At 46.6% G+C, this 19714-nt stretch carries 17 protein-coding genes; 13 read left to right on the forward strand and 4 right to left on the reverse strand.

From position 1 onward, the window contains the following. Nucleotides 1–97: 97 nt before the first annotated feature. Nucleotides 98–610, forward strand: coding sequence for a deoxycytidylate deaminase (locus tag GC096_RS29030; protein ID WP_171635192.1), 513 nt, complete (start codon nt 98–100; stop codon nt 608–610). Nucleotides 611–771: 161 nt separating this feature from the next. On the opposite strand, the gene GC096_RS29035 is transcribed toward GC096_RS29030, so the two are convergent. Both GC096_RS29035 and GC096_RS29040 read right to left on the reverse strand, forming a co-directional pair. Beyond that, nucleotides 772–2043 (reverse strand): MFS transporter, encoded by a 1272-nt coding sequence (locus GC096_RS29035; protein WP_171635193.1) that lies wholly within the window; start codon nt 2041–2043, stop codon nt 772–774. Nucleotides 2044–2055: 12 nt separating this feature from the next. Then, nucleotides 2056–2511 (reverse strand): MarR family winged helix-turn-helix transcriptional regulator, encoded by a 456-nt coding sequence (locus GC096_RS29040; protein WP_171635194.1) that lies wholly within the window; start codon nt 2509–2511, stop codon nt 2056–2058. 259 nt (nt 2512–2770) lie between these two features. Here GC096_RS29040 and GC096_RS29045 point away from each other — a divergent pair, with 259 nt between their 5' ends. From GC096_RS29045 to holA, 4 genes are all read left to right on the forward strand, one after another. Continuing rightward, a complete protein-coding gene (locus GC096_RS29045) occupies nt 2771–5341 on the forward strand; it encodes a DNA internalization-related competence protein ComEC/Rec2 (RefSeq protein WP_171635195.1) in 2571 nt (856 codons plus the stop codon). Nucleotides 5342–5622: 281 nt separating this feature from the next. After that, nucleotides 5623–6192 (forward strand): RNA polymerase sigma factor, encoded by a 570-nt coding sequence (locus GC096_RS29050; RefSeq protein WP_216626289.1) that lies wholly within the window; start codon nt 5623–5625, stop codon nt 6190–6192. Continuing rightward, on the forward strand, nt 6189–7424 hold the full coding sequence (locus GC096_RS29055; protein WP_171635197.1) for a zf-HC2 domain-containing protein: 1236 nt from the start codon (nt 6189–6191) through the stop codon (nt 7422–7424). The genes GC096_RS29050 and GC096_RS29055 overlap by 4 nt, the downstream gene beginning before the upstream one ends. A 206-nt stretch (nt 7425–7630) precedes the next feature. Next, on the forward strand, nt 7631–8650 hold the full coding sequence (holA, locus tag GC096_RS29060) for a DNA polymerase III subunit delta (RefSeq protein ID WP_171636160.1): 1020 nt from the start codon (nt 7631–7633) through the stop codon (nt 8648–8650). An 87-nt stretch (nt 8651–8737) separates the two neighbouring features. On the opposite strand, the gene rpsT is transcribed toward holA, so the two are convergent. Further along, nucleotides 8738–8989 carry a 30S ribosomal protein S20 gene (gene rpsT, locus GC096_RS29065; RefSeq protein WP_056609803.1) on the reverse strand — a complete coding sequence of 84 codons (252 nt, stop codon included), beginning with the start codon at nt 8987–8989 and terminating at the stop codon, nt 8738–8740. 707 nt (nt 8990–9696) lie between these two features. Then, on the reverse strand, nt 9697–10158 hold the full coding sequence (locus tag GC096_RS29070) for a hypothetical protein (protein ID WP_171635198.1): 462 nt from the start codon (nt 10156–10158) through the stop codon (nt 9697–9699). Nucleotides 10159–10268: 110 nt separating this feature from the next. On the opposite strand from GC096_RS29070, the gene gpr reads away from it, so the two are divergent. The 8 genes from gpr to GC096_RS29110 all read left to right on the forward strand — a co-directional run bounded on the left by gpr (nt 10269) and on the right by GC096_RS29110 (nt 19675). Beyond that, nucleotides 10269–11267, forward strand: coding sequence for a GPR endopeptidase (gene gpr, locus GC096_RS29075; protein ID WP_171635199.1), 999 nt, complete (start codon nt 10269–10271; stop codon nt 11265–11267). A 335-nt stretch (nt 11268–11602) separates the two neighbouring features. Then, a complete protein-coding gene (spoIIP, locus tag GC096_RS29080; RefSeq protein WP_171635200.1) occupies nt 11603–12832 on the forward strand; it encodes a stage II sporulation protein P in 1230 nt (409 codons plus the stop codon). A 32-nt stretch (nt 12833–12864) separates the two neighbouring features. Then, nucleotides 12865–13257, forward strand: a complete 393-nt coding sequence (locus tag GC096_RS29085; RefSeq protein WP_171635201.1) for a DUF3679 domain-containing protein — start codon at nt 12865–12867, stop codon at nt 13255–13257. A gap of 73 nt (nt 13258–13330) precedes the next feature. Continuing rightward, a complete protein-coding gene (gene lepA / locus GC096_RS29090; protein ID WP_171635202.1) occupies nt 13331–15145 on the forward strand; it encodes a translation elongation factor 4 in 1815 nt (604 codons plus the stop codon). A gap of 83 nt (nt 15146–15228) precedes the next feature. Next, nucleotides 15229–16380: a radical SAM family heme chaperone HemW gene (gene hemW / locus GC096_RS29095; RefSeq protein ID WP_171635203.1), complete on the forward strand. Its 1152-nt coding sequence runs from the start codon at nt 15229–15231 to the stop codon at nt 16378–16380. Nucleotides 16381–16521: 141 nt separating this feature from the next. Continuing rightward, nucleotides 16522–16995 carry an N-acetyltransferase gene (locus tag GC096_RS29100; RefSeq protein ID WP_312886367.1) on the forward strand — a complete coding sequence of 158 codons (474 nt, stop codon included), beginning with the start codon at nt 16522–16524 and terminating at the stop codon, nt 16993–16995. A 110-nt stretch (nt 16996–17105) separates the two neighbouring features. Beyond that, the gene (hrcA, locus tag GC096_RS29105) at nt 17106–18134 is read left to right on the forward strand and encodes a heat-inducible transcriptional repressor HrcA (RefSeq protein WP_171635204.1); all 1029 of its coding nucleotides are present in this window, start codon (nt 17106–17108) and stop codon (nt 18132–18134) included. A 17-nt stretch (nt 18135–18151) separates the two neighbouring features. Continuing rightward, nucleotides 18152–19675 carry a TCP-1/cpn60 chaperonin family protein gene (locus GC096_RS29110; RefSeq protein ID WP_246303036.1) on the forward strand — a complete coding sequence of 508 codons (1524 nt, stop codon included), beginning with the start codon at nt 18152–18154 and terminating at the stop codon, nt 19673–19675. The last annotated feature ends 39 nt before the right edge of the window (nt 19676–19714 follow it).

The following is a 19714-nucleotide window of genomic DNA, read 5'->3' on the forward strand; positions in this document are numbered from 1 at the left end:
CTTTTCATTTCTAGCAAAATATGAGAAAATACTAGAAATCGTTTTAACTACGAAAATAGTATTGGAGTATTTAGTCATCAGGAGGGAGTCAATCATCATGAGCATCCGGAAAGATTGGGATACGTATTTCCTCGATATTGCCTATATGGCCTCCACACGCTCGCGGTGTAATCGCAGACATGTTGGAGCGGTACTTGTTCAAGGGAAGAAGTTGCTCGGAACCGCGTATAATGGAGCACCGATGGGTGTAGCGGATTGCACGGAAGCAGGTTGCATGCTTGTGGAAGAAATCGAGCTGAAGGTCGTTGCCGATGTAGAAGAAGTCGTGCGGAAACACCGTTGCATACGTACCATTCATGCGGAGCAGAATTTGTTGCTATTTACCGATCGGGAAGATCGCGAGGGTTCTACCGTATATGTTACGGATCAGCCTTGCTGGACCTGTGCAAACATGTTGGCTAACAGCGGAGTGACAGAGATTGTGTTTCATCGGGGATATCCGAAGGATCATGAGAAGGTTAGCGAGTTGATGGAAGCTAGAGGGATTTCATTCCGCCAGATGACCACATATGAGCCGCCTGCGGGTACGCTATCTGAGGTCGTGAACTAACTAGCACAGTGCCAGATTTGACGAAGCCAAGAGTGAACGCGTTCACGCAAATGTGCTTGTTTGCTTCGTATTCGACAGCTAGGGAATTGGTCATTGTTTTGACAATTCCCACAGCTGCTTATACGGCAGTGCCTATGCTTGAGCGACTACATGTAAAGGTTTTACAACAGTACTGCCTGTTCTTTGGGCTTTTTAAGTTGGCGCTGTATACGAATAGCGAATAAAGCGGCAATGAAGCAAGTAAGACCAGCAATGAAGAAAGATTGCGAGTAGCTGCCAAGCCAGTCACGCATGAGACCTGCTCCGTATGCGGCAAAAGAGGCACCGATCTGGTGAGCCACCACAATCCAGCCGAATATCATGCCAGATTTTTCTTTACCGAAAGTTTCACCTGCAAGTTTAGCGGTAGGCGGTACGGTTGCGATCCAATCGAGTCCGTAAAATACCGAGAACACGACTAGCATGTACGGAGTAGTAGCCAAGGCATACGGTAAAAAAATGAGGGATAAACCGCGCAGACCGTAGTACCAGAAAAGTAGCCAGCGGCTGTCGAATCGATCAGTTAACCAGCCAGATATCGTTGTTCCGAATAAATCAAAAGCGCCCATCATGGCTAGAAGCCCAGCAGCGGCAACTTCCATCATCCCGTAATCTCCGCAAGCGGCAATGAGGTGAGTGCCGATCAAACCATTTGTCGAGAATCCACAAATGAAGAAGGTGCCCGCGAGCAGCCAAAATGTTTTGTTTTTAGATGCAATAACGAGGTTCTGGATAGGGGTAAGAAATACATTGCCCTTGAAAGGCTCTGGCTTTACAACCTCTATAGTACCGTATGGCGCTGCACCAACATCGGAAGGATTGTTCTTCATCCATATGGCTACCAGAATAAAGACAACAACGATAGCGGCTACCGCAGCATACATGGCATACCGCCAGCCGTAATCGGAAGTCACCATTGCAATCAAAGGGAGGAATAGCAACTGACCCGTTGCTGCACTTGCTGTCAGTATGCCAACTACGAGTCCCTTACGCTTGACGAACCATATATTGCTGACAGTGATGCCAAGCACGTTTGCCATCATTCCGCTTGCAAGTCCCGAAACGACTCCCCACAGTAAATCGAACTGCCACAAGGAAGTAATCAGCGGCGTGACGGCGAGGCTAGCTCCTAGAACGGACAAGGCGAGCAATACAACTTTGCGGATACCGAAGCGCAGTAACAGTGCTGCAGAAAACGGACCAACAAGTCCATATAGTAAAATTCCGATAGAAGCAACGCTTGATATAGCCCCACGGCTCCAGCCGAATTCTTCTTGGAAAGGGATCATCAAGACGCTTGGCATGGAACGTATGCCTGCTGACACAAGTAATGTGACAAACGTTAGCAATACAATAATCCAGCCGTAATAAAACTTGCTGGTTGTTTGATTCATAATCTACACCTCTTATATTTCTAATTTCTCACTGGCCGATTCCAAAGATTGCGTCAAGATCGTAGCGACCTCATCTCCAAGAATAGCCTTATAAGTCCGAAGAAGCTCCTTCGATGCTGCACGCAGCGAAGGTTCGATTTCAATAGCTTTTTCTGTGGGAAAGACGAGTACAGTTTTTCCTTTAACTTGGCGCTCCACGAGTCGTTTATGTTCCAGCTTATCGATAAATCTGGTAAGCGTAGATGGCGTAATATAGAGCTTTTCTGAAAGCTCTTTCTGAGGAATTCCAGGTTTAGCAACAACCAGCCGCAGTAAGTAACCATAAGCAGGTGCAAGCCCTGTTGTTGCAAATGATTCGTCGGCCATTCGGCTAATTGCCCGACTTAACCGATTTGTAGTGAAGTATAAGCATTGATGCAAAAATGCTTCATTGTCATCCGATTCTGGTGTTTGAACGTTGTTAGTCATGTCATGTTCTCCTTTGTATTTTGTATGTACAACGAATATAATCCATGTGCTTTTGCCTGTCAATTGTATTTATTAAACAAGATCGTGTTCAGGTAAGCGGATGAGGATGTAAAGAGATAGTTCAAAGGATCCAGAACTGTGAACTAAATTGAATATAGTTAAGGGGAAGAACCTCTTTCTAGTGCAGCCATTTGGGTGTGTTAGAAAGAGGTTTTTTGTTTGAGATCGTAAGAAAGTGAAAATGAAGGAGAGATCTTCCATGAAAAGACCAGTTGTTCAAGGATGCTGCCTGTGGATAAGTGGCTATGTGCTCGCGATCTATACTGAGCTCGCTTGGTTGACATGGATGACCAGCGCGCTGCTGTTAGCCGCGCTGGTCATCCTCTACGCGCTGCGGCTGCCTGGCCGGCAGCCGCTGGGCGCCTTGCTGCTGGTCGTAATAGCCTACGGCTATTATCAAGGGACCGACCAGCGCAACATCACTGCGCTGCCGCTGGCGCAGCAGCAGCAGATCAGCCCTGACGGCAGCGAGGTCACGCTGCTCGGCCGGTTTGCCAGCCCTGTCACCATTGACGGTGACAGGGCTAGCTTCACCCTGGAAGCGGAGTCCGTCCGCTTCCAAGACAACACTGCTTTCCCGCTCGGCGGGGAAAGCGTGCAGGTCTCGCTGCGCCTGATGGAGCAGGCGCAGCAGACGATCGCGTCGGGCTGGCGCCGCGGCGACGCCCTAACGCTAACGGGGACGTTGCGCAGCCCGTCCCCGGCCCGCAACTTCGGCGGTTTCGACTACCGCCGATATTTGCGCCTTCACCACACCCATTGGCTGCTTTCAGCCAAAGGGGTGGATCAGGCGCAGGTGCAGCCTGCGGCAGCGCACTTCAGCGTCGTCCAGCTGCTGCGCTGGAACGACGAGCTGCGCGCTGCGCTCAGCAGGCGCATGGACGTGATCTTTCCCGCGTCGCAGGCGGGATTCATGAAGAGCATGCTGATCGGCCTGACGGACGATCTGGATCCAGACCGTTTCCAGCAATTTTCGGAGCTGGGTCTGACACATATTTTAGCAATATCAGGTTTGAATATTGCCGTATTTTTAGGCGTATGCATCTGGATCTTGCGCCGTTTTAAAGTTACCAAAGAAACCTATTTGCTCATCTGCATGGGCCTGCTCCCGTTCTACGTCCTCGTGACTGGGGCATCTCCGTCCATTGTCAGGGCAGGGCTTATGTCAATGATCGCCCTGTATGCCGCTCGGCGTGGAGGTATGAAAGAGGTGTTGCACATACTAGCCGTGGCAGCGTGGGCTATGCTTGTATGGGACCCTTACTTTTTGCTAGATGTAAGCTTTCAACTTTCCTTTCTAGTCACACTTGGACTCATCCTCGGCGTGCAACGCGTAACGGTATTGCTCTCACCGTACCTAAATTCGCCCACGCTCAAAAACACCCTCGCCATCACACTCGTTTCCCAATCCGTCTCTTTTCCGGTATCCATTTACTATTTCAATCAGTTTTCCTTGTTATCTTGGATCGCGAACGCAGTGTTAGTCCCTGTCATCAGCATGATCGTGTTTCCAGCAGGCTTGGTTGCGTTAACGCTTGGTCTCATTTACATTCCTTTAGGTCAAAGAATAGGATTACTAATATCCTGGCTGAATCAAGCAATATTCTGGATTACGGATCAACTACAACAGATTCCTCATCTCACCATGATTTGGCCATCGCCAAGTATGGCTTGGATCTGTTTTTACTATGGATTCCTAGTTATTATCTATGTGCTCTGGCATCGTAGCTACCTCAGTTCGAAGGATGAGCTCCCCATCTTATTGGAAGTCGACAGCAGGAAAAGTCCACAGAGAATCCCTATCAAACTCAGTTTACTCCTTGCAATAGGCGGTTTTCTCATCCTGTTATGGATGGGGTATTCACCAAATCGCTTTCAACGAACAGGTCTTGTCCAATTTATCGATGTTGGGCAAGGAGACGCTATTCTCATTCGAACGCTTTACGGTCGACATGTATTGATCGATGGAGGAGGGACGCTCACGTTCCGTAAGCCAGGTGATGATTGGAAAATCCGTAAAGATCCGTTTGAAGTAGGCCGTAAACTGCTAGTTCCACTCCTGAAAAAAAGAGGCATTCAAAGTCTAGATCTTCTCGTACTTACCCATGAGGATGCGGACCACAGTGGCGGTTTACAGGCTGTTATTGAACAAATTCCAGTTAAGCAATTTCTATTTAACGGAACATTTAAGGAAAGCAGCTCCATGACGACCTTTTTTTCTACACTGGTTCAAAAAGAAGTTCCCTTATTGCCTGCGCAAGTAGATAATTGGTTCGACATCGATCCTGTTACGAAATTGCAGGTGATATATCCGCTTCAAACGAATCCGACAGTGATTGAAATGGTCAAAGAGCAGAATGCGAGATCCGTTGTTTTCTTGCTAGAAATGCAAGGAACACGCTGGCTGTTTACAGGAGATATGGAGAAAGAATCTGAAGCGGCAGTACTGGATTATTTACGAGATCATCCTGCTCTACTAACTTCAACCAGCGCCGGTGCTAGTATCAGCAACAATAACAAAATCGATGTCCTTAAAGTTGCCCACCATGGCAGCAAAACCTCAACTACCTCAGAATGGTTGACATACTGGAAACCGGCTGTGGCAGTCATATCGGTAGGTGCTATGAATACGTACGGCCATCCTTCTCCAGAAATTACAGATCGCTTGGTCAACGCGAATGTGGCCATTTATCGCACAGATCGAATGGGAGAAGTGCAGATGGAGGTGCGGAATTCGGGGATTTTTACAAGGAGGAAGTTTTGGAACTAGATAAGTTGTGGAATTTTCAATGGTAGATGCTCAAGATTCATGAGAATAGATCAAAGTATGAGCATGTAATAGGTATAGGCCATAGCAGTAGCATTTACTGATGGAATGTTCTTCTAGGGCTTTTTCTTTTGCAAAAATCAACTATTGTGAAACTAATTTTCATTTTATACGTCTAAAAGATGTTATATGGCTCATTATTTGTTATTCTGATAGATGCAAGTTATTAATATATTTATTCTAAAAAAATTGCAACCTTATGAGATGCCATTGCGTCTGTAAGAATGCAAGGGGGAGGGATCCCAGTGATAGCACCCGAACTGGTAAGATCAGCACAAGCCGGTGACCGTGATGCGCTCATTACCCTATTGCGAGAGATTGAGTCTCACGTTTATCGGACGGCTTATTATATTTTGAATAATGAACAGGATGCGCTTGATGCTTCGCAGGAGGCTCTTCTTCGGATTTATACCAAAATTAATTCCTATGAAGAAAAAGCCTTGTTCAAAACGTGGGTGCAGCGGATTGTTACGAACATCTGCATCGATAAATTTCGCAGAGCGAAACCAACGGTCTCTATGGATGAACATGAGATGACTTTTACAGCTGATAATGATGTAGAACAGGAAATATTGACAGGTTACTTAGCTCAGGATATTAGAGAGGCTATTGAAAAGCTTCCCGAACACCATCGCACTGTAGTTGTTCTACGTTATTTGCAGGACTTTTCGTATCATGAAATTGCAGAATCGCTAAACTTACCACTCAATACGGTGAAGTCTTACTTATTTCGAGCTAGACACACCTTACAGTCATTACTCCAAGATTATCAGAAAGGAGGTGTTCGGGGATGAAATGTCAAGAGGTGATGATGTACATGCAAAGACAGCTAGATGGAGATTTAGCTCCTAAAGAAGAAAATGAGCTGCATGCTCACCTTATGCATTGTTTGGACTGTGCACAGATGTTTGAGCGTCTGCAGGCATTGTCGAACGAATTGTCCCAGCTTCCTAAGGTTACGCCGCCTTTCAGTTTGGTAGATGCTATTATGCCACAACTGCTTGAATTGGATAAACAAAATGAGATGCCAATAACGGACAATATCGTTGCCTTCCCATCGAAAGTTGCTAGAGTAGAATTGGAAGAAGACATGCCTAAACTCACAGGGTTGAGCCGATTTAGAGAACAGTTCTCATGGAAAGTCGCAAGCGGCGTCGTTGCCGCGGGATTGATTATTGGATTTTTCGCATTTAATATGCAGAATCCTGTTCTCGACAATGCGGACGGTATTATGTCTCGTTCAAGCTCTGATTCCAAAAGCGCACCTGAGCAGCGTGCAACTGGAACATCAGAGATGAATCAAATTATAGGCAACAATGATATCGCTAAAAACCAGGAAAACGCTACATCTAAAGAAGGATCACCAGTTGCGCCAACGGCAGATTCGTTTGTTGTAAAAGGGACAGACACTTCTAATACTAATACATCTACTGGCAACGGTGGGAATTCGCCGCAGGCTACTTCCAACGTACAGTTAGAAAAACCAGGTGCTTATACTTCACCAACTACTGGCGGTGACATGCAGACGAACAAAGTAGCACCCTCTACAACGGCTCCTGAGCGGTTGAGAGATCCAGATGCATCTATTCCAAAGCCGAATAAGGTTGATTCCAATGCAGAAGCCACTACGCCTGCCGCTGGCCTAAGCGTACCCCAATCATCGTTAGAACCGAAGTCAACGGAATCACCAGCCAGGAAAGCAGCTCCGGCACCAGCACCAACCGTTGACACATCGGGTTCAGACCGAATAAGTGCAAGTCTCTCATTCGCCATTCCTCCAGGGGAGGCTAAGCTAAAGTCTGCCACGGGGATATATGAGGCTTCGATTGAAGATGCGCACGTGGTCATTCGAAACACCCTCACGCTTGAGCTTGTATTTGCTTCCAAACATGTATGGCAGGCAGAGGATCAAATCAAGTTGTTGGAATGGTCGAAGGATGACAAGCTGTTTTATGAGGTTACTAGTAAAGGATTGCTTCAAACGATTCTAATTGATGTCAAAGAGAAAACAGAAGCCAATAAATAAAAATAAATTTTTTGCACCAATTTGGCTGAAATTGCGTAAACTATCTTAAGGAACATGGAACAGTTCATTCATCCACACGAGTTAAGGTTTCTAGGGCCTTGAATCGGTGTTTAAATAGACTGGCGAAGGGATTGCATCAAAGTCTTCGGGCTTTGACGTAATCCCTTTGTTGTTGTTAAAATAAACAGGAGGGGTGAATGCTAGTCATGGATGCCAAAAGAGCATTAAAAGATATACAAGCAGGCCGTCCAGCGCCCGTTTATTTGTGCTACGGACCTGAGAAATATAAAATGCGCGAATTTATTCAGATTTTAACGGATTCATTAATGGGGCCAGAAGACCGGGAATTTGCAGTAAGTAAATTCGATTTGAGTGAAATGCCTCTTTCATCTGCGCTAGATGATGCAGAAACATTACCATTCATGGTGCCGAAGAAACTAGTTATTGCTAAAAATGCGATGTTTTTCACTGGTGCAAAGGAAAATACGAAGCTAGAGCACAATATGGATCGCTTAACAGCCTATTTGAAATCGCCTGCGGAACACACGGTCGTGGTATTCACAGTAGATGCCGATAAATTGGACGAGCGTAAGAAGATTGTAAAAGCTTTAAAGGACATGGAGGCCGCTGTTCCGTTCCTTTCTTTGAGTGCAGAGGAATTAACAGATTGGGTTGCTAAACATGCGAAAACGCTAGGCTTTACGTTCTCTGGTGGCGCGGCAGACCAGTTGATCCTGTACACGGGAGGCAATTTGCAATCGTTATCGGCCGAACTTGAGAAGATTTCCTTATATGTCGGTGCCGAGGGAGTAGCTTCGCCTGACGTTATAGATCAATTGGTCGCACGGAGCACGGAGCAGAACGTATTCATACTTATTGAAGACATTGTGAATGTGCGGTTGGAGCGGGCATTTGTGATCTTAGAAGAGCTTCTGAAGCAGCGAGAGGAGCCGATCAAAATCGCGTCGCTTATCGCCAGGCAGTTTCGGATCATGCTGCAGGTGAAGGAGCTTGGCAAGCAGGGCTATTCGCAGCAACAGATGGCTTCACAGATTGGTTTGCATCCTTTTGCGGTCAAAGTTGCCGAAGGGCAAGCACGAAAGTACGATGGGGAGAAGCTGAGCCGAATTATGGGTGAGCTGGCTGATCTTGATTTGCAGATGAAAACGGGGAAAATCGATAAAGTGTTAGGGTTGGAACTATTTCTTCTTAGGCTCGCTGCCTAGGAAGATGATTCATCATTAACGGGTCCTTAAATGGAAAAAAGACTAATTCTCCTAGGAGAATTAGTCTTTTGCTTTTATGTCCGTGAATTACGCTTGAGCCGAAAGAGCGTTTAGCTTTTTAGCTAGACGGGACTTCTTGCGGTTAGCGGCATTTTTATGAATTAAACCTTTAGAAGCAGCTTTGTCTAATTTCTTAGAAGCAGAAACTAAAGCTTCAGGGGTTAAAGCTGTTTCGAAAGCTTTCACAGCAGTACGCAAAGCGGACTTGTGGGAAGCGTTGCGAAGACGACGCTTTTCGCTAACTTTTACTCGTTTAATAGCGGATTTAATGTTTGGCATGAAATTCACCTCCTACTTACAAAACACGTTCAACGTTACATTTGTATGTTTGCTGACAACTTTAAGTATTCTACCACGCAATATTTCAAATTGCAAGAGCTGTCAATAGGTTTTCAGTGGTCATTAGTGGCGGTTCCACTGTTCGTGATCTATGTTGCTCGTGGTTATTCGTTATAGCTCACCCCAGAATCTGCGATAGTCCGATTTCCCCGAACTAAATCGAGCATTCCTTGTTACGAAGCGCGTATAGTCAGGTTTTGCCGAACTAATTAGCCATTTTACTTGTTTGCAGGCTGATTTGGTCGATTTAGTTGGGTGTTTTAGGACTAATTAAGTTCTGATGACACGGACTATAAGATTAAGTCGATAATTTCGGACTAAATGGTGTGTGGAGGGCTGGATGGGGGTGAAGCTAAGTGGGAGTGGCAAGTCGTAGTAGCAGAAGCAGAAGCAGTAGCAGTAGCAGTAGCCAGGAAACTAGCAGACCGTTACAACAAAGGAGGAGTGCGAGTCGTATCCACGATCCAAGTGTGAACCCTCGCCAGGCCTTGGACTCCCGGATAAAGCCATTTTTTCTCTTCTAAGAGCCTCATGTGCTTTCTCGCAGTATCATACCCACAACGCAGCACTTCCTTGACATCCGCAAGCTTGATCGGGCGATCCAAACGTAAGGCTAACCGGAGAATATCTCTTTCTTGACTACTTAACTAATTTTCAGACGATTCTTGTTCTCCAAATAATCTTCCTATAAGCTGCTGTAGCAACGCTTGCCAAAGACGTGGACGTTCCCTTATGTCATCTAAGCTGATACGCACAATGATCCATCCGTCATTCACAAGGTGCATATGCCGCACCCATTGGTTCGAGTATTGTCTCCGATCCATTTTATCATAGTGAGTCCCGTAGGGGTCGATCTCAAAAGCAATGCGAATCCCCGAACGGATATAAGCAAAGTCGAGATATCTTTTACCATCCGCGAAGTCAACAATCGCATACTCTGGATGCAAGTGATTAAAGTGTCCAAAAGCTCCCCACCACAGACAACGGAGAAACTCTATCTCAGCAAAAGCATGACCGGTCTGTAATTTCCGTAGAGCTTCGCCTTTTCTTTTGGATACATGCGAGTTCAACCATTCTTTGTGTACACAGTCAAATTGATTTAAGGTCATTCCAACACTCTCCATTCCAAATAGAAATAGCGCCGTTTCTATCTCTGCATAACCCCGCGGCATCTGTCACACAATAAGCAACACAGCACAAGTATGAAAGGGGACCTCCAATGGACTTAGGCATATTTAACACACAGACCGATCTTGCACTCGATGCAAGGGATATGGCCCATGCAGCCAATCAGGGGCAACCGATTCCTGGTATTGAACAGGAGTTCACACGGGAAAACGGGATTCGCGTAACCAAAATTAACGTCCTGAACGAAGAAGGCTCCAAAGCGCTTGGTAAGCTTCTGGGTCATTATATAACGATTGAGGTACCTGCACTGAGGGAGAAAGATAGTCAGCTTCAAGATCGCGTGGCGACTAAGCTCGCTCAGGAGTTTGAACAGTTTTTGCGGCAAGTTGGTATTCCGAAAAATGCGAAAGCCCTGATTATTGGACTGGGCAATGGGAATGTGACGCCAGATGCCTTGGGGCCACTCGTCGTTGAAAATATCATGGTGACGCGCCATTACTTCGAACTGGTACCTGAAGATGTGAGCCCAGGCTATCGAGCTGTGAGTGCTGTTGCGCCTGGAGTTCTTGGTACGACGGGGATCGAAAGCAGCGACATCGTGCAAGGTATTGTGGATAAATCGAAACCTGATTTCATCATCGCCATAGATGCGCTGGCCTCTAGATCTTTGGATCGTGTCAATACGACCATTCAGATCGCGGATACGGGCATCCATCCAGGTTCAGGCATTGGCAATAAGCGCAAAGGTTTGACGAAGGAGAATCTAGGGATTCCTGTCATTGCGATTGGTGTACCAACAGTCGTATATGCTTCAACAATTGTGAATAATGCTTTTGATCTCATGCAGAAGCATTTCAGTGGTCAAACGAGCAATACGGGGCAGATATTCGGACTTCTCGATAATATTAATGAAGAAGAGCGGCTCCAGCTTGTTAAAGAGGTGTTAAACCCCGTAGGGCACGATTTACTCGTTACCCCGAAGGAAATTGACCAGTTTATTGAGGATATCGCCAATATCATCGCCAGCGGCTTAAACGCGGCTTTACATGACGCTGTAGATGTCGATAACGTAGCCGCGTATACGCATTAATGAAATGAGAGAACTGAGCCTACTTATGTGGGGGCAGTTCTTTTTGGCGTTGGAGCGGCCTATCAACATCAGGTAGAGAACCTCTCATCCTATCTATGATAAAAACTTCTATCGAGGCCCTTCGAGGATGAGCGACCGCGTTCTAGCAGAGAGACTTTGGTCTCCGACCAAAGATCCCTATAAATGGTTGTTTTTATCGCCAATAAGAATTTGTTCTTCCGAATCTCGGAAACTTGTAAATTCTTATGTGGTTAAAAAAATCTAGCGAAAACTAGTTCTATCGTTCGGGCTCGTTTCATAGATTGAATTAAGATAGTTTAGGAGGCATGGTAACTATGAAATGGACATCAGCCACATGGAATTTCAGCCAAGTTCGTAAAACCTTTCAGAGCGCCAGTTCCGTCGGGAAAACGTTTATGGTTCTCAGCACCTCGACCTTAGCGCTATTCGTTCTCATTGGTCTGGGTGGCGTCCTGCAAAGCCGATTAATGTCCACATCGCCTGTTTCATCCATGAAAGGTCTCGCTGCCTCTGTCACGAATCAGTTTTTTATCGATATGTTGGGTATGGAAGTCCCTCATTTAAATAAGGATCAGAAAAAGTTCACTTTCTCCCAGCACAACGTGTTTCACTTCGCTTTTCAAATGATGACGGATATTAATCCGAGTGATCCTAAGAGCTTAGTCGCAAGTGAAGTGCCTGGCATGGAGTTGAATAAGTCGACGGTATTGGTAAGAGGGAGCGAAACGAATCCTAGTGCCCCCTACGATCTAAATCCAATATCCAGTGATTTGGAAGCGGAAGCTAGATTTCCACAGCCAACGCCATCCGTGGAGCCGACCCCTATTAGCTCTACATCCCCTTCACCAAACGCAGTTGCACAACCACCGAAAACAGCTGGTGATAATATCGCATTTATCTATCAAACACATAGTAATGAGTCTTTTTTACCAGAGTTGAAAGGTGTAACAGATCCAGATAAAGCCTACAGTGATAAAGTGAATATCATCTCCGTCGGGCAACGGTTAGCTCAGAATTTAGAGAGAGATGGCATTGGTGCTGTGCATTCTTCAACTGTTTATCCGAGTACTGTCAAAGGGTTTGAATATCCGTATTCGTACAAGTATTCAGCCAAAACGCTCCAGGAAGCGATGACTTCGCATAAGGATTTACAATACTTCTTCGATATTCATCGCGATTCAGCAGCACGTAGTAAAACAACAGCCACGATCGAAGGCAAGGATGTCGCACAGGTCTATTTTATAATCGGCGGAAAAAACCCAAACTGGAAAAAGAACGAGGAATTTGCAAGAAAAATTCATCAAGTGCTGGAAGAGAAGCACCCCGGCGTCTCGAAGGGGATTCATGCGAAAGAAGCCAGCGAAGGCAATGGGTTATATAACCAAAACATTTCGCCAAATAGTATTCTGATCGAGGTAGGAGGGCCTTACAATACCCTCGAGGAGTGCTACCGGACGACAGATTGGCTGGCAGAAGCGATATCCGAAGTTATTTTGAACGCGAAAAAAGTGGATGCACCCGTGACTACACCTAAAAACTCGTAAACAAACGAGTAACTATAAAGGAGGGAAATACAATGAGGCTGAGGCACTTTTATATCAAAGTTGGCTTGTTTGGACTCTTGCTGCTGTTTTGTATCTTGTTCGGCGTCAGTCTAGCATCCAGCGGCATGGATCGCATAGAAGGTCCTCAGCCTTCCTCCAAAGCAGCGCAACAAGTCGCTCCAACGAAGGCACCCGGAAAAGTAGTGATGACGGTTGCCCAAGCATCGCCTACACCGACACCAGTTGGCAAAGACACGGTTGTGAAAGGGAAACAGACGGCAGAACCACAAGATGAACCTGTAGCCATTCACGACAATTCCTTGAACCGTGTAGGGAATAAATTAGGCGAGCTTTTACAGATAACGGCGCATCATGGCATTAAATTGTTTATTTCTTTGTTTGATGCTGTTTTAGGCAAAGGCTAGGTGTGCATTGCTCCGACTTCCCACAACTGCTATAATGAAAATTATTTGCATGTAGTGGGGGTTAGTCTTTAGCATGACGGACATTCGAGAAAGACAACAAAGAATTCGCAACTTTTCAATTATCGCTCATATCGATCACGGCAAATCAACACTAGCTGATCGTATTCTGGAATATACAGGTGCATTGTCTTCACGAGAGATGCAAGAGCAAGTTCTCGACCAGATGGATCTGGAGCGTGAACGTGGGATTACGATTAAACTTCAAGCGGTGCGATTAGGTTACCGCGCTGACGATGGTGTTGATTACATCCTTAACTTAATTGATACACCTGGACACGTCGACTTTACTTATGAGGTTTCACGAAGTCTAGCGGCTTGTGAAGGTGCATTGTTAGTTGTCGATGCGGCTCAAGGAATTGAAGCTCAAACACTAGCAAATGTATATCTCGCATTGGAAAATAACTTAGAAATTTTACCTGTTATCAATAAAATTGATTTACCAAGCGCGGACCCTGATAAAGTAAAGCAAGAGATCGAAGACGTGATCGGGCTTGACGCTAGCGATGCTGTACATGCTTCAGCTAAAGCGGGGATCGGCATTAAAGAGATTATCGAACAAATTTGCCTGAAAGTACCGGCACCACAAGGTAATCCTGATGCGCCGCTCAAAGCATTGATTTTCGATTCCCATTACGACAGCTACAAAGGTGTAATCGTGTATGTGCGTGTCGTTGATGGTGCAATCAAAGCTGGCTCCAAGATCAAAATGATGGCGACAGGCAAAGTATTTGAAGTTATCGAAGTCGGTGCTTTCAAACCAAGAATGTCATCGGTTCCTTCCCTTGAGGTCGGAGATGTTGGTTTTATCGTTGCTGGTATTAAAAATGTTGGAGATACGCGTGTCGGTGACACGGTAACGGAAGCAGATCGTCCTTCACCTGATGCATTACCAGGTTACCGTCGGATTAATCCAATGGTATTCTGCGGATTGTATCCGATTGAAACGACCGATTACAACGATCTTCGTGAAGCGTTGCAAAAGCTTGAACTGAACGATGCTTCCTTACGTTTTGAGCCTGAAACCTCGACAGCACTAGGCTTTGGCTTCCGTTGTGGATTCTTAGGACTCTTGCACATGGAGATCATTCAAGAGCGTATCGAGCGTGAATTCAACATCCCATTGATTACGACGGCACCAAGTGTTATCTATCGCATTACATTAACGAATGGCGATGTTATGGAAATTGATAACCCGTCGAATTACCCGGATCCACAACGAATTGATTTCGTTGAGGAGCCTTACGTGAAAGCTTCTGTCATCGTGCCTAATGATTATGTGGGTACAATCATGGAGCTTTGCCAAGGTAAACGTGGCGAATATATGAACATGGAATACTTGGATACGAATCGTGTGACATTGACTTACGAGATCCCGCTATCAGAGATTGTCTACGATTTCTTCGATATGCTGAAGTCACGGACGAAGGGCTATGCTTCCTTTGACTATGAAGTGAGCGGCTATAAGAAATCCAATCTAGTGAAAATGGACATTTTGCTTAATTCCGAGCAAGTGGATGCGCTGTCCTTCATCGTTCACCGTGATACGGCTTATCATCGTGGCAAAATCATTTGTGACAAGCTCAAGGAGCTTATCCCGCGGCAAATGTTTGAGGTGCCGATTCAAGCGGCAATTGGACAGAAAATCGTGGCGCGTGAGACCGTTAAAGCGATGCGTAAGAACGTACTTGCAAAGTGTTACGGCGGCGACATTTCCCGTAAGCGTAAATTGTTAGACAAGCAAAAAGAAGGTAAAAAACGCATGAAGCAGGTCGGTAGCGTAGAAGTGCCGCAAGAAGCGTTCATGGCTGTTTTGAAAATCGACGAATAGATGCATGGAACTCAAAGCTGGGGTGGCAGCGTACGCTGTCCCTTGGCTTTTTGTCAATTGTGACCGTGGAAAGGAATACCCTTATGTTAGTTACTTATACAACGCCTACGGCGGTGTACATTCATATCCCGTTTTGCACAAATAAATGCCATTATTGCGACTTCAACTCGTACGTGCTCAAAGGCCAACCCGTCATGGAATATCTAGATGCCCTTGAGCGTGAAATGGAGCTGACAGTTCGGAATCATCCACCTCAGAAGGTGGAGACGATCTTTGTCGGCGGTGGAACGCCAACGGTGCTGCTTCCAGATCAAATGGAACGCTTCTTACGTATTGTACGAACGTATTTCCCAGCGGATAGTACAGAAGTCGAATTTTCGATGGAAGCTAATCCGGGGACAACGGACGAAGATAAACTTGCTGTCATGAAAGCTGGCGGTGTAAATCGCATCAGTTTCGGTGTGCAGTCTTTTAACAATGAAATTCTTGCGGCAATCGGCCGTATTCATAATACAGATGATGTGCATAGAAGCATTGCCAATGCGAAGAAGCTAGGCTTCGATAATTTATCCATCGATCTTATGTTCGGGCTTCCGAAGCAAACGGTGGATATTATGCAGGCTACATTAGATGAGGCGCTGTCACTCGATTTGCAGCATTATTCGATATACAGTTTGAAAGTAGAAGAAAACACGTTATTCCACACCTTGTTCAATAAAAATCAACTGCCGCTCCCGAGTGAAGATGAGGAAGTCGATATGTACGAGTTGATTATGAAAAGGCTGGAGGAAGCGGGTTACAAGCAATATGAAATCAGTAACTTTGCCAAGCCAGGCCGCGAAAGCAGACATAATACGATGTATTGGCGCAACCGCTCTTATTATGGATTAGGCGCTGGTGCACATGGGTATATGAATGGTAAGCGCCATGTGAATGTGAAGGGCATCCAACCTTACATTGACGCAACGAAGCTTGGGTTACCGATCATGGAACAATTCGACGTGACACCACAAGAAGCGATGGAAGACTTTATGATGGTTGGCTTGCGGCTCCTAGAGGGTGTGCGAAGCAAAGACTTCATGGATCAATTCGGAGAGACAATCGAATCCCACTTTGGGACTACGTTGCAAGGCTGGATAAACAAAAAGCTGATTGAGCAAACGCCAGAAGGATATCGTCTATCCAAACACGGTATTTTGTTAGGAAATGAAGTCTTTGCCTCGTTCTTAAGCTAAACCGAAATAGCGCAAAAAACGCTTGTGCATTTATACGTATTGTTGTATATTTATACATGAATCCACAAGCGAAACAGCGGAAAGCCGCAGGGCGCTAGCGTGGCTTTTATGCATTTTTGTGTGAATGGTGGGTGGGGAAGCGTGAATACATCAACTACGGTGTCCGTAAGAAAAGCTTCAGTGGATGATATCGATAAGCTTTTCGAAATTATACAGGGGTATGCCAAGCAAGGCATCATGCTACCGCGGAGCAGGGAAATGCTCCAAGATCAAATTGATACATTTGTTGTCGCTGAATTCGATGGCTTATTAATAGGCTGCGGTTCATTGACGAGGCTGGGGCCAGATCTTGTTGAGATTCGCTCACTTGGGATGACACCTGGCTACAAGGGTCAAGGAATCGGCGGAAAACTTGTTGATTTCTTAGTTGAAGAGGCAAGAAGTCAAGGAATTATTAAAGTTATGGCACTTACTTATGAAGTAGCTTTCTTTCAGAAAAACGGCTTTACACTCGTTCCGAAGGAGATTTTTCCTGAGAAGGTTTGGAGAGACTGTATGCATTGCAAAAAACAGTATTGTTGCGACGAAATCGCCGTACTTAAACGTTTGGATTGACTTGACAACAGACCTTAGGGTCTGTTATTTTTGTATTAGGATTTAGCACTCACTAAATACGAGTGCTAACGAAGGTGGCAAATAGTGAGAAGTGAGGAGGAGGGGTACTCATGTTGACAGAGCGCCAACGCATGATTTTAAGTGCAATCATTGATGATTACGTTCGTTCAGCGGAGCCAATTGGTTCGCGAAGTATTTCGAAGCGTGGGAATGTTGGTTTTAGTCCAGCAACCATTCGTAACGAAATGTCTGATCTCGAAGAAATGGGCTATCTTGAGCAGCCTCATACGTCCGCAGGTCGTATTCCTTCGCACAAAGGTTATCGCTATTATGTCGATCATTTGTTGAAGCACGGCTCCTTGCATAGTCATGATTTGGACTCCATGAAGGGGGCTTTCGCAGAACGTATTCAAGAGATGGAAGGTGTTATTCAGCACGTTGCTGGCATGCTCTCCAGTCTTACGAATTACACGTCTATTGTGCTCGGTCCTGAGGTGTTTAGCACGACATTGAAGCATATCCAAATCATTCCGATCTCTGATACAACGGCTGTTGCGATCTTAGTGATGAATACGGGTCATGTTGAAAATAAGACAGTAACGATACCTGAAGGGATTCCGATGTCGGAAATCGAGAAGGTCGTTAATATTCTGAACACGAGGCTTAAGAATGTGCCATTAGTTCAGTTTAAATCAAAGCTTTACAATGAGATTTCTAATGAGTTAAGCAAATATGTCACTGGCTATCAAGAGCTTCTTGGTTTGGTGGAAAGCGTGCTTCAAAGTGACGAGAAGGACCGTGTTTTCCTCAGTGGGATGACGAATATGCTCACACAGCCTGAGTTCAAGGATGTGGAGAAAGTGAAGAGCATTTTTGATCTGCTGGAAGAAGCACCAACCCTTATCAAGTTATTTACTCCGTCAAATGAAGGCATTGAGATTAAAATTGGTGCTGAGAATAGTATTGAAGCTATATCGAATTGCAGTTTAATTACAGCTTCCTATTCCATTGGCGGTACGCCGCTTGGAACGATTGGTATTTTGGGACCTACTCGCATGGAATACGGTAGAGTTATAGGCTTAATGGAGCATCTATCGAAGCATATGGAATTGGTCCTAGGACGTTGGTATGGCAAATGACAGGAGTCAAACCTACTATGCACGGTGAAAGTGAAGAACGGTACTCGACGTTAGTGAATAATGCCGCGGCTGTCAGAGCGATTTGTTCGGCTGTCGAAGGAACCTTAGGTCCTAAAGGGCTGGACACCATGCTAGTCGGCGGCCAAGGTGATGTCATTATTACCAACGATGGTGTGACCATATTAGAAAAGATGGATGTTACCCATCCTGCTGCTAGGCTAATGATTCAAGTCGCTCGCAGTCAACAACGCCAAATAGGCGATGGCACTACGACAGCGACAGTGCTTGCCGGAGCCATGGTGCAAGAAGGCGTCGCGCAAGTTACACGCGGCGTGCCAGTTGCCAAGGTTGTCACTGGCATGCTACAGGGTATTGAATTGGCCGTAGCGAGCTTGCAGGGCCGCAGTCGTCAGATTGCAGGCCTTGGAGATCGCGCGCTGCAGCGGATTGCTTATACAGCGGGGCGCGAGCAGACAGACATCGCTAAGCTTATCATCCAAGCGGCCGAAGCGGTCGGTGAGGCGAAGCTGCGCGAAGAAGGTTATCGCTTCGCGGACAGCGTGCTCGCACATGAAGAAGCGAGCAGCGAGGTTTGGACCGGCATTCTGCTGAACCAGAAGCCGATGAACCTGCACCTCGAGCACGAGCGGCGAGATGCTCGCATCCTCGTGCTGCATGATGCCCTGGAACCTGAGGCGGTCAGCGAGGAATCGCTGGTCACCGAGGCAGGCTTCCAGCGCTACATGCAGCTCCGAGAGCTCTTCCGCAGCAGCCTCGGCTCGCTGCTGGAGCTTGGCGTCGGTCTGATTGCATCAGACCGCGGGGTTGACCCTGAGGCGGAGCAGTTCTGCTCCGACCATGGCATCCTCGTGCTACAGCGGCTGTCCCGCCGGGACCTGCAGCTGCTGAGCGAGCACACCGGCGCTAGGCCGGTGCGGCGCACGGCGCTGCGCAAGAGCGCGCCGGAGCTGAGCGCTGCGCTCGGTCACGCGGGCTATGCCGCGTATGACGAGCGGCTAGAGCGCGTGCGCGTGGCGCACGGTCACGGCGAACAGCACGTGACCGTGATCGTTGGCGCCGCGACGCGCGAAGCGGCGCATGAACGCTCGCGCATCGCGAAGGACGCTGCGTCAGCCGTCCAAGCCGCCGTACGCGGCGGGTACTTGCCTGGCGGCGGGGCAGCCGAGATGGCCGTCGCGCATGATCTGGAGCGTGTGCGCGAGACGATGAAGGGCATGGAGGGCTTTGGTGTGGCCGCTGTCGCGGGAGCACTGCGCAAGCCGTTGTCTCAAATCGTCGTGAATGCAGGCTACAATCCGCTCGAGAAGGTTGAAGAGCTGAAAGCGGCCCAGCTTGCTCAGGATACGGACAGCCTAGGGATCGATTGTGATACCGGGTTGATCACGGATTTTGTGGAAGCAGGGATCATGGATCCGACAGATGTGAAAATTCACGCTCTGCAAGCGGCTGGAGAAGTCGCTGCCGCGGTGCTGCGTATCCATACAGTGATTAAGATGAAGCAGCCTTTTGAAGAGAACTAAAGATGGGTAAACTAATGCCCAAATGGATGATGTATGTGA

Origin of the sequence: Paenibacillus plantarum, from assembly GCF_013141695.1 — a bacterium.
Taxonomy (GTDB): Bacteria; Bacillota; Bacilli; order Paenibacillales; family NBRC-103111; genus Paenibacillus_E; species Paenibacillus_E plantarum.

Bases quoted from the DNA above. Each gene is read 5' to 3' on its own strand.
- GC096_RS29050 (WP_216626289.1), top strand. From the start codon at position 5,623: ATGCAAGGGGGAGGGATCCCAGTGATAGCACCCGAACTGGTAAGATCA.
- holA (WP_171636160.1), top strand. From the start codon at position 7,631: ATGGATGCCAAAAGAGCATTAAAAGATATACAAGCAGGCCGTCCAGCG.
- GC096_RS29040 (WP_171635194.1), bottom strand. From the start codon at position 2,511: ATGACTAACAACGTTCAAACACCAGAATCGGATGACAATGAAGCATTT.
- GC096_RS29085 (WP_171635201.1), top strand. From the start codon at position 12,865: ATGAGGCTGAGGCACTTTTATATCAAAGTTGGCTTGTTTGGACTCTTG.
- rpsT (WP_056609803.1), bottom strand. From the start codon at position 8,989: ATGCCAAACATTAAATCCGCTATTAAACGAGTAAAAGTTAGCGAAAAG.
- hrcA (WP_171635204.1), top strand. From the start codon at position 17,106: ATGTTGACAGAGCGCCAACGCATGATTTTAAGTGCAATCATTGATGAT.
- lepA (WP_171635202.1), top strand. From the start codon at position 13,331: ATGACGGACATTCGAGAAAGACAACAAAGAATTCGCAACTTTTCAATT.
- GC096_RS29070 (WP_171635198.1), bottom strand. From the start codon at position 10,158: ATGACCTTAAATCAATTTGACTGTGTACACAAAGAATGGTTGAACTCG.
- spoIIP (WP_171635200.1), top strand. From the start codon at position 11,603: ATGAAATGGACATCAGCCACATGGAATTTCAGCCAAGTTCGTAAAACC.
- gpr (WP_171635199.1), top strand. From the start codon at position 10,269: ATGGACTTAGGCATATTTAACACACAGACCGATCTTGCACTCGATGCA.
- GC096_RS29035 (WP_171635193.1), bottom strand. From the start codon at position 2,043: ATGAATCAAACAACCAGCAAGTTTTATTACGGCTGGATTATTGTATTG.
- GC096_RS29045 (WP_171635195.1), top strand. From the start codon at position 2,771: ATGAAAAGACCAGTTGTTCAAGGATGCTGCCTGTGGATAAGTGGCTAT.
- GC096_RS29055 (WP_171635197.1), top strand. From the start codon at position 6,189: ATGAAATGTCAAGAGGTGATGATGTACATGCAAAGACAGCTAGATGGA.
- GC096_RS29110 (WP_246303036.1), top strand. From the start codon at position 18,152: ATGCACGGTGAAAGTGAAGAACGGTACTCGACGTTAGTGAATAATGCC.
- GC096_RS29030 (WP_171635192.1), top strand. From the start codon at position 98: ATGAGCATCCGGAAAGATTGGGATACGTATTTCCTCGATATTGCCTAT.
- hemW (WP_171635203.1), top strand. From the start codon at position 15,229: ATGTTAGTTACTTATACAACGCCTACGGCGGTGTACATTCATATCCCG.